We start from the raw sequence: 9,926 nt of genomic DNA, 5'->3' as shown, positions 1-9,926 counted from the left end.
GAGTGTGGGACTTGAACCCACGACCAAAGGATTATGAGTCCTCTGCTCTAACCGGCTGAGCTAACTCCCCTAGAGGCTTAGCGCGTAAGCCACGTCTCTAGAGTACCTGAGGGGTACAGTTTTGGCGAATCTTAGACACACCTTATTTTTCAGAACGTTGAGCAAGAAAACGCTCATAGGGGGCATCCGATACATATAATTCCTCAAAAGTGCGCCAGGTGTTCTCCGCACTATGGAATTCCACAATACGGCGGCTCTCACGCCCCATCTGCTCGCGTTCAGCGGCAGGTAGACGAAGAATTGCTGTAAGTTTATCCGCCAAATCCTGCGGATTATTAGGCTCAAAGAGGTATCCGTTAACGCCTTCTTCCACGAGATGTGGAAGCGCTAGAGCGTTTGCCAAGACTACGGGGGTGGATGCGCTCATAGCCTCCAAGGAGACAAGCGACTGCAGCTCTGCGGTCCCAGGCTGACAGAAAATATCCGCCCTCTGGTAAACACCCGGCAGTTCTTCGTCCGGAACAAACCCACGGAACGTTACTCGGTTTTCAACACCGCATTCGCGTGCCTTCTGTTCGAGGGTTTCACGAAGCTCGCCGCCTCCGGCGATATCAAGGCGAACGTGGTCAAGGTCTTCGGGGAGAAGAGAGAGCGCCTCAATAAGCACATCCACGTGCTTCTCTTCAGCAAGACGACCCACGAAGGTTACACGCAGTTCGCCGGGTGCTTTGCCCAAATCTGCGCCCTCAGCAAGCTCGTAGTCGCTGATTTCAATGCCGTTAGAAACGGGCATAACGGGGCGAGTAAATCTTCCAAGATCTCGCATCGCATCGGCGCCGATCTGAGTCGGAGTTGTCACCACCGCCGCATATTTGAAAAGACGGCGCATATCCGCCCAGGTAATATGCGCATACACCTTTTTGACGGGTTCCGGGAACGGCAGGAATGGATCTAAATTTGCGGGCATAAAGTGGTTGGTGGCGATAACTCGAATTCCACGCTTATGTGCCTGCTTCAGTAATGCGCGCCCGATAATGTAGTGGCACTGCACATGAATAACATCCGGCTTAACTTCGTCAAGGATACGACCCACCTCGGCGTGGATTTCCCAGGGAATACAGATGCGGTTGGTTTCATGAGTGGGGGGCAAATGCGAACGCAGACGGTGCTCGACGATGCCGCCCTCTACTACGGTTCGGTAGCTAGGTCCACGGCTGGGATTTGCGGCAACCACGTGTACTTCGTGCCCGCGCTTGAGCATAGAGGTCGCTAGGCGGTGCCCAAATTGTGCCGCGCCGTTCACATCGGGGGGATAGGTCTCAGCACCGATCAGGATCTTCTTTGCCTGCTGCATCGCCTGTTCTCCTTGGTCTGACTTCTCAGGTGTATGGGGTGTTCTTCATTATTTTATCGGGTGTTATCGCGTTCCTCAGCATAAACAGGCCTTGGAGTTCTCTGAGAGTCGCCTCTATACGCACTCAAAAATGGCCCGCCACCGCGGAGGTGACGGGCCAATGATACGGAGTTTGTGGTGCAGGTACTTGCGTTAGCGTCGCACAATCTTTCGGAGGAAGAGTACGACTGCGGAGAGCGATGCGCCCAGAGTTGCGAAGGACTTCCACCGAGCCTTAACAACCTCAGGCTTGGATGCATTGCTGACCATGTTGCGCCCAACGGTAGCCGCGCTGCTGGGCGCGTTCTGCACACCGGTCTTTGCGGAGTCTACGGTTGATTGGGTGAAGGATTGAGCATTCTGTGCGTACTTCTGCATATCATCGCGCAAAGCTGCAAGGTGTGCACGACGTTCTTTAGTGCGCTGCTGAATCTGCTCAATGGTGAGCGGCTTGGGTTCTTCTTCGCCGCGTGCCTTACGCTCCTCAGCTTCTTGGCGTGCCTTCTCTGCAGCGGCCTCACGCTCTGCCTGCTTGCGCGCTGCACGTTCAGCCTGCTCTTGTTTCAAACGGGAGGCTGTCATTGCGCTGCCTTCACGAAGCACGCCGAGATCAAAGAGAACGCCGAAGATTGCCGATTCGGGAGCAAAGGGCAGCTGGGCTTTAACTTTTTTATATCCGATAAGCCCTAAAATGGCGAGAATAATAAGGAAGACGCCTGCCCAAATCAGCGCTGAGGCCCATAAAGGTACAAGCTGTCCAAGGAGGAAGATAAGCAGACCGATAATAGCGATGACCATGAAGCACGCAAAAACAGCTGCGACGGCGAGGAAGGCTGCACCTTTGCCAAGAGCGACGCCTTTGGTCTTAAGCTCGTGCTTTGCAATCTGGACTTCGTCTTTGACCTGGTTAATACCTAGGGTTTTAAGTACCTTAGCGGCATCAAAGAGACCCGCGATACTTGACTTAATCCCTGCAATGCCTGCTCGTATGCCTTGGGGATTAGTGTTTGTGGTCATGCCCACCTCTCCGTGATTGTTCTGTGTGGAGCTTCTGTTTGGCACCCCACGGTTATTATTCTAGCTCTATTCTTACCGCAGGTGTGTTGTTACACAGCCGCCCCAGCGATCACACCAACCAAACCGTATGATTTTTCTGCTCCCATCGAATCTTCAGAAGGCGGCAGTACACGGTTTTATGGTGCGTAGGGTATCTTTCGCATTCTACCGTGTACTGTGTAAATTCTCGAAAACTTTTATGCGTATGCATTCATATAGTGTTCGAGACAGAGATGTTTGATGCGCGAGAGGGTTCTTGTGTGAGGGTATTTAGAGACCCCAGCGTTGAGAAAATATGGAGCGGGTTACTGTTCAAAGTCCAGTCACCATACAAAAAAGCCTCGGAGCTTTGCTCTGAGGCTTTTAAATGCTCCCCCGACTGGACTCGAACCAGTAACCCTTCGATTAACAGTCGAATGCTCTGCCAATTGAGCTACGGGGGATTATTTTGTTTTCGTTGCTAGTTTCCCTTGCAACGAGTAATAACTATACCGGGGCTGTTTGGGCTCCGCAACTTGAAATGCCGTGAAGTGCATCACTCTTTGGGGTGTGTGGTTGGGCTGCGTGGTTAGGTTGCGTGGTTGGGCTGTGTGGCTGGATTGGGTGGTGCGGGCTCCTGCTGACCGGCGCTGCCTCCTGTGCTCCTCCCCGGCACTCCCCAGTGTGCCCCGGTAACCTGCAGAGTGCAGGACATTCGACAGGTTACCGAGGCACAGCAGGGGAACCGTGCTTAGCCGCGCTGGGCGGTGAGCTGGCGGCGGCGCATTTCCAGTTCGAGGAGCTGACGCTGTACCGCTTCGAACTCTTCGTCGTCGGGGTTGGCGCTGAGCTGTTCCAGGCGCATCATCAGGTCAGATTTTTGGCGGGCGATCTGCTGTTCGAATAGGGCGTTGAGTGCGCCGGTGACGAAGTTGGGCAGGCGCTCGGCGCTGCTGACCGGTAGCGGTGAGACGGCGAGCTCCGCGATGGCGGGGTGTACACCCTCCACAGCGCCGGAGCGCACGCAGTTGATCCATTCGATGCCGGGGGTGGGCGCCATGACGGTTGCCGCATGAATAATGCCGGCGGCTACCTCGCGGTGGGTGCGGTAGCGGAACTGCACGGTGGCAAGGTTACGCCACTGTTCCACGCTGATGAGCTCGGGGTGCTGCAGGGCAATCTCGAGCGCCGCCTTTTCGAGGCGGGCAACCGGGTCGCGCGGGTCGGGGGTGAGGAATTCCTCGACGGCGGGGGCGGTCGCGTCCGACTGGGGTGCGGCGGGCTGAATACTGCTCGGCGGGTGTGCGGCAGCGTTCTGCCCGGCGTAGGCGCTGGGTGCGGCGTAGTCTTCCGGGGGCGGTGCATCGTAGGCGGGGTCGTAGGGCGCATCAGCATGAGCTGTCCCCTGTGCTCCCGCATAACCCGGCGCGCCCGCGTAACCCGGCGCGCCCAACGCACCCTGCGCTCCCTCGTTCAGACGCTCGTAACGCGGCGCGGCGGCGGCAGCCTCCGCCTGCTGGGAGCGCGAAAGCTTCGGGTGGTTCTGCGCGTACGCCACGGCACGCTGAATCTCGTCGAGCTCCAGACCGAGCTGACCGGATACCTTACGCATGTACGCGGGGCGCAGGTCGCGGTCCTTGATGCCGGCAATAATCGGGGCGATGGCGCGCATCGCCAGCACACGGCCTTCAAGGGTCGCCAAATCGTACTTGGCGAGGGTCGAATCAATCGCAAACTCGAAGAGTGGGCGGCGCGAAGCAATCAGCGAGCGCACGGCGGCATCCCCCTTGTGCAGGCGCAGGTCGCAGGGGTCCATGCCGTTCTCGGCAACCGCCACGAAGGTCTGCGCGACGAAGCGCTGGTCCTCCTGGAAGGCTGCCATGGCGGCTTTCTGTCCTGCGGCGTCGCCGTCGAAGGTGAAGATGATTTCGCCGCCGGAGCCATCATCAGTAATCATGCGGCGCACCATCTTGATGTGGCCGGGACCGAACGCGGTGCCGCAGGTGGCAACGGCGGTGGTGATACCGGCGAGGTGTGCCGCCATGACGTCCGTGTAGCCTTCCACGATGACGACCTGTTTATTCTTCGCCATATCGCGTTTTGCCAGGTCGATGCCGTAGAGCACCTGCGATTTTTTGTACAGCTGCGTCTCGGGGGTGTTCAGGTATTTGGGGCCCTGGTCGTCGTCGAAGAGGCGGCGGGCACCGAAGCCGATGGTCTCACCGGCAATGGTGCGGATGGGCCACATAATGCGGCCGCGGAAGCGGTCGTACAGGCCGCGGTTGCCCTCCGAGAACATGCCTGTTGCCTTCAGCTCCTCATCGGTGAAGCCCTGGGAGCGAAGGTGCTTGAGCAGGTGATCCCAGCCGCGCGGGGCGTAGCCGACACCGAACTTGCGGGTTGCGGCGGGGTCGAAACCGCGGGCACCAAGGAAGCGCTGCGCATCCTGTGCGTCCGGCGAGTAGAGGTTACGTTCGAAGAACTCGGCGGCAATCTTGTGCGCATCGAGCAGGCGGCGGCGCATACCCGCCTCGTAGCGGTCGCCGGGCTTGCCGCCCTCATAGCGCAGGGTGTAGCCGATGCGCGCAGCCATGCGTTCCACTGTCTCAGCGAAGCCTGTGTGTTCCATCGCCATGACAAAGTCATAAACATCACCGGATTCACCGCAGCCGAAGCAGTGGTAGAAACCCACCTGTGCGCTCACGCTAAATGAGGGCGAGCGCTCGTCGTGGAACGGGCACAGCCCCACAAAGCGGCCCATACCAGAGCTCTTGAGGCTCACGTAGCCTTCAATGACCTCTCGGATATCGGTACGGGCGCGTACTTCGTCAATGTCTTCTTTGCGGATGAATCCAGCCATAAACTCAATTCTACGGTGGGGGTCAACAGGTATCCCCTGCAGGCGTGGCAGGAGCGGGAACTAGCGCGCGAACAGGCTCATAAAAAGGATGCGCCGCGACGCGCAAACAGCACGCCGCGGCACACACGTACAGGGGTTTAGCCGCCGGAAATATCCAGCTCAGCCTCCGCCAGGCCCAGACGCTCAGCGTCCCCGAGGATGCGCGAATCCAGCCAGCCATCGGGCAGGTGCGGCTGCTTGGGGCTGCCGGCGCGACCGCGCGAACCCTCCACAGCGGCACCCGGGTAACCAATCGAGTGGTCCAGCTGCGCAATCAGCTCACGGAACGTCGCCAGGTCGGGCACCTGAGCCATCTTCGCGCGCAGCTCGCCGCCAACCGGGTAGCCCTTAAAGTACCACGCCACGTGCTTACGAATCTCACGCAGGCCGCGGGTCTCATCACCGAAGGTTTCCACCAGCAGTTCTGCGTGGCGGTAAATCATGTCCGACACCTCAGTCAGGGTCGGGCGGATACGCTCCGACGAACCCTCAAACGCATTCTGCAGGTCACCAAACAGCCACGGGCGGCCCTGGCAGCCGCGACCAATCACCACGCCATCCACGCCGGTCTGCTCAACCATGCGCACCGCATCCTCAGCGGAGAAAATGTCGCCATTACCCAGAATCGGCACATCCGGAATCAGCTCACGCAGCTGCGCAATCGAATCCCAGTCAGCCTTACCCGAATAATGCTGCGCCGCGGTACGACCGTGCAGGGCAATCGCCGCAACACCGGCATCACGCGCAATCTTGGCGGATTCCAAGAACGTAATGTGGTCATCGTCGATGCCCTTACGCATCTTAATGGTCAGCGGAATATCGTTGCGGGACGCCTCCTTCACCGCGGTCTGCACGATCGCAGTGAACAGGTCAGTCTTCCAGGGCAGGGCGGCACCGCCACCGCGGCGAGTCACCTTAGGAGCCGGGCAGCCAAAGTTCAAGTCAATGTGGTCGGCACGGTCCTCTTCAACGACCATGCGCACAGCCTTACCGACGTTGACCGCGTCCACACCGTAAATCTGGATGGAGCGGATCTTCTCGTCCGGGTCATGCTCAATGATGCGCATGGACTCGGGCTTACGCTCCACCAGGGCGCGCGCAGTCACCATCTCGGTCACGTACAGGCCGCCGCCATATTCGCTGCAGAGGCGACGGAACGCCTTATTGGTCACGCCGGCCATCGGGGCGAGAACCACGGGAGTATCAACGGTCAGTTTGCCCAGTTTCAGGGGCGGAAGGGTAAGACGGGGTGCTTCAGAATTCACCCCTATATTGTGGCATACGGGGGCAAATCGGGAACCGGACTCAGCTGAAGGGGTACAGGAGCGCAGTGCAAGCTCAGCAGCCATGAGGAGGCGCAGGTACGCACAAGGGGCGGGGAAGCACTCCGCTCCCCCGCCCCTTTTGGCAAGCGTCAGCCAGCAGGCTCGATGCCGTGAATCTACTCGGGAATCTACTCGCGGACCTACTCGGTCACGTAAATATAGGTCGGGTCGCCCTCCACAGAAGCGCTACCGGCACGCAGCAGCACGTCGGTCACCTGAACCAGCGCCTCCATGGCGTCATCAACCTCAACCAGCACCGGGTACTTAGCGCTCAGCAGGGACAGCACCTGCATAATCGCCTCCACGGCGCCCTCATTATCGAAGTCGTAGCCCAGCAGCAGCTCGGTGGCGGTGTTCTCATTCACCAGCGCCGCCTCCGGGTCAGTCTCGAAGGGGTGGTAGCTCACCGCAAACGCCACAATCGGGCCCTTCTTACCCTCGGCGGCAGCCTCACGAATATGGTCGCGAAGCACCACGGCACCAAAAGCACGTACCTCATCCGAAAGGAAGTAGCGGTTCACCGTACCCAGGCCCACCTCGGCGGGAACATCCCACTCGTGGGAGCGGCGGTAGAACTCCCACAGCGCGGCGGTCAGCTCAACCGAACCGGTCGCCAAATCCTCAATCGCCTGAGTCTCGTTACCGTCAGCGTCCTCACGCAAAGACACCGGAGGAATCGCACCCGGCTCCACACGCACCATACGGGAACGCTGAATCAGCTTCATACCAGCAGCCTGCGCGAACTCCTCACCGTCACTAAACGGCGACAGCTTCACGCGCAGAGCAGTGGTCTGACCGTGCGCCGCTGCAATCTCACGCAACGCATCCAGCAGGGCGGTACCAATACCCTGACGGCGGTGGTCAGCAGCCACCTCAATGTAGGACCACAGGCGCGTCGGATGCAACAGCGAAGCAACCACAGTACCCGCAGCCACCGGCACACCCGAAGCAGTCACCACCAGAGTACGGCTAAACGGCGCATCCGTATCCGGGCCGAAAAGGCCACGCTGGCGCTCCTCAACCTCATTGCGGGCAGAGTTCCAAATCTCAAGCAGGGCAAGGTCATCACCCTCCTGCCAAGGGCGAATCTCAAATTTTTCGCCGAGACGTTCAGCCATGTCCGTGCACCTTTCCTTCGCTCACGTCAATCGTGCCAATCGTGCCAATCAGTCTAACCAGGGTAGCCCAAATACACGACGGCGGGTAGCCTCTTTCGCTCTAAGAAGCTACCCGCCGACCATGTTATGAATATTTTTAGCCTGCCAGACGTGCAGCCAGGTAGGACTTCACCTGATCCAGAGCCACACGCTCCTGGTTCATGGTATCGCGCTCGCGGATGGTCACAGCCTGATCCTCGAGAGTGTCAAAGTCCACGGTGATGCAGAACGGGGTACCGATCTCATCCTGGCGGCGGTAACGGCGGCCAATAGCGCCCGCCTCGTCGTAGTCCACGTTCCACAGGCCGCGCAGCTCATTCGCCAGCTTGGTTGCCGGCTCAGACAGTTCAGCCTTCTTCGACAGCGGCAGGACAGCAGCCTTGACCGGTGCCAGGCGCGGGTCGAGCTTCAGCACGACGCGCTTATCCACGCCACCCTTAGTGTTGGGTGCCTCATCCTCGACATATGCGTCAACAAGGAACGCCATCATCGAACGGGTCAGACCGAAGGACGGCTCAATCACGTACGGCACGTAGCGCTCGCCGGTGGCCTGGTCGAAGTACTCGAGCTTGGCGTTGGAGTGCTCGTTGTGCACGCCCAGGTCGTAGTCGGTACGGTTCGCAACGCCCATCAGCTCGCCCCACTCCGAACCCTGGAAGCCGAAGCGGTACTCAACGTCAATGGTGCCAGCCGAGTAGTGCGCACGCTCCTCCTTAGGAACGTCGAAGCGGCGCATGTTATCCGGGTTAATGCCCAGGTCAACGAACCAGTTCCAGCAGTCCTCAACCCACTCGTTGAAGTACTTATCAGCGTCATCCGGGTGCACGAAGTACTCGATTTCCATCTGCTCGAACTCACGAGTACGGAAAATGAAGTTACCGGGAGTGATCTCGTTACGGAACGACTTACCAATCTGGCCAATACCGAACGGCGGGCGCTTACGAGAAGCAGTCACCACATTGTTAAAGTTCACGAAAATACCCTGAGCGGTCTCCGGGCGCAGGAAGTGCAGGCCTTCCTCATTATCGACCGGGCCCAGGTAGGTCTTCATCAGACCGGAGAAGTTCTGCGGCTCAGTCCACTCACCACGGGTACCACAGTTCGGGCAAGCGATCTCTTCCATACCCTCAGCCGCGCGGCCCTTCTTCGCCTCAAAGTTCTCCAGCAGGTGATCCTGACGCAGACGCTTGTGGCACGAGAGGCACTCAACCAGCGGGTCGGTGAAGGTCGCCACGTGACCGGACGCCTCCCACACCGCACGAGGCAGAATAACGGAAGAATCCAGGCCAACCATGTCCGCACGGGAGCGGACGAAACGCTGCCACCACTGCTGACGGATGTTTTCCTTCAGCTCTGCACCGAGGGGGCCGTAGTCCCATGCGGAGCGGGAACCGCCGTAAATTTCACCGGCCTGGAAAACAAAGCCGCGGCGCTTCGCGAGCGCAATAACGTTATCGAGGGTGGACTTTTCAGCCATAGTTACTCCTTCTGCCCCGCCACCGGCTGTGACGTGCGTGAGTTCGGGTTGATAAGGGACGCAACCCAGAACGGGGCGCCCGTATTCGCGCTCATCGGCGCGGTATGCACACTTTTTGATGCAAGACACTAGGGTACCATCACCACCCCGTCCCTGGGTACGCCTACCCGGCCCACCGCTCCCCCATTTTCGGGAATCCGGGACGCACCCGGCGGGATAAACTAGGAAGCATGGAAGAAATTTTTATTCGCGACGACATGATCCGCCTCGGCCAGTTCCTCAAGCTCGCCAACCTCGTAGAGGACGGCGCGCAGGCACGCGAGGTCATTCAGCACGGCCTGGTAAAGGTCAACGGCGACATTGAGGAAGCACGCGGCAAGCAGCTGCACCCCGGCGATACCGTGACCTTCAACGGCGTGACCGTGAAGGTTGCGCACGAAGACTAACCCAGCCTCTTGACGTGAAAGCTTGAGGGGCGGAATCTGTGAGGGACGGCGTACGTCCTCGTTCCTCTCAGGTTGGGAGGGGCGGGGCGCCGCATATTTCCTCAGGCTGAGCACTAGAGGAGTCGGTGACCGTCCTCGTTCCTCCCCTAACTAAGCAGAGGCGGGGCGCCGCATATTTCCTCCGCGCCTACGCA

General features: G+C 59.2%; 7 protein-coding genes and 1 tRNA gene. 1 reads left to right on the top strand and 7 read right to left on the bottom strand.

Going from position 1 to position 9,926, the window contains the following annotated elements; translation table 11 throughout:
- Positions 1–142: 142 nt before the first annotated feature.
- The 7 genes from Q0216_RS02035 to Q0216_RS02005 form a co-directional block, all read right to left on the bottom strand.
- Entirely contained in the window at positions 143–1,354 is a 1,212-nt protein-coding gene (locus tag Q0216_RS02035) for a glycosyltransferase (RefSeq protein WP_098042693.1), read from the bottom strand.
- A gap of 192 nt (positions 1,355–1,546) precedes the next feature.
- Positions 1,547–2,410 (bottom strand): phage holin family protein, encoded by an 864-nt coding sequence (locus Q0216_RS02030; RefSeq protein WP_037231903.1) that lies wholly within the window; start codon positions 2,408–2,410, stop codon positions 1,547–1,549.
- 409 nt (positions 2,411–2,819) lie between these two features.
- Positions 2,820–2,892: transfer RNA gene (locus tag Q0216_RS02025), tRNA-Asn, on the bottom strand.
- A gap of 287 nt (positions 2,893–3,179) precedes the next feature.
- A complete protein-coding gene (dnaG, locus tag Q0216_RS02020) occupies positions 3,180–5,288 on the bottom strand; it encodes a DNA primase (RefSeq protein ID WP_298592521.1) in 2,109 nt (702 codons plus the stop codon).
- A gap of 137 nt (positions 5,289–5,425) precedes the next feature.
- The gene (gene dusB, locus Q0216_RS02015) at positions 5,426–6,592 is read right to left on the bottom strand and encodes a tRNA dihydrouridine synthase DusB (protein WP_044150672.1); all 1,167 of its coding nucleotides are present in this window, start codon (positions 6,590–6,592) and stop codon (positions 5,426–5,428) included.
- Between the two features lie 200 nt (positions 6,593–6,792).
- On the bottom strand, positions 6,793–7,770 hold the full coding sequence (locus Q0216_RS02010; RefSeq protein ID WP_298592519.1) for a GNAT family N-acetyltransferase: 978 nt from the start codon (positions 7,768–7,770) through the stop codon (positions 6,793–6,795).
- 136 nt (positions 7,771–7,906) lie between these two features.
- A complete protein-coding gene (locus Q0216_RS02005) occupies positions 7,907–9,286 on the bottom strand; it encodes a glycine--tRNA ligase (RefSeq protein WP_005507052.1) in 1,380 nt (459 codons plus the stop codon).
- 230 nt (positions 9,287–9,516) lie between these two features.
- On the opposite strand from Q0216_RS02005, the gene Q0216_RS02000 reads away from it, so the two are divergent.
- A complete protein-coding gene (locus Q0216_RS02000) occupies positions 9,517–9,732 on the top strand; it encodes an RNA-binding S4 domain-containing protein (RefSeq protein WP_005508828.1) in 216 nt (71 codons plus the stop codon).
- Positions 9,733–9,926 lie beyond the last annotated feature (194 nt).

The sequence above is a fragment of the uncultured Rothia sp. genome, from assembly GCF_937976295.1.
In the GTDB taxonomy this organism is placed as follows: Bacteria; Actinomycetota; Actinomycetes; order Actinomycetales; family Micrococcaceae; genus Rothia.
This window is presented reverse-complemented; position numbering and strand designations above follow the sequence as displayed.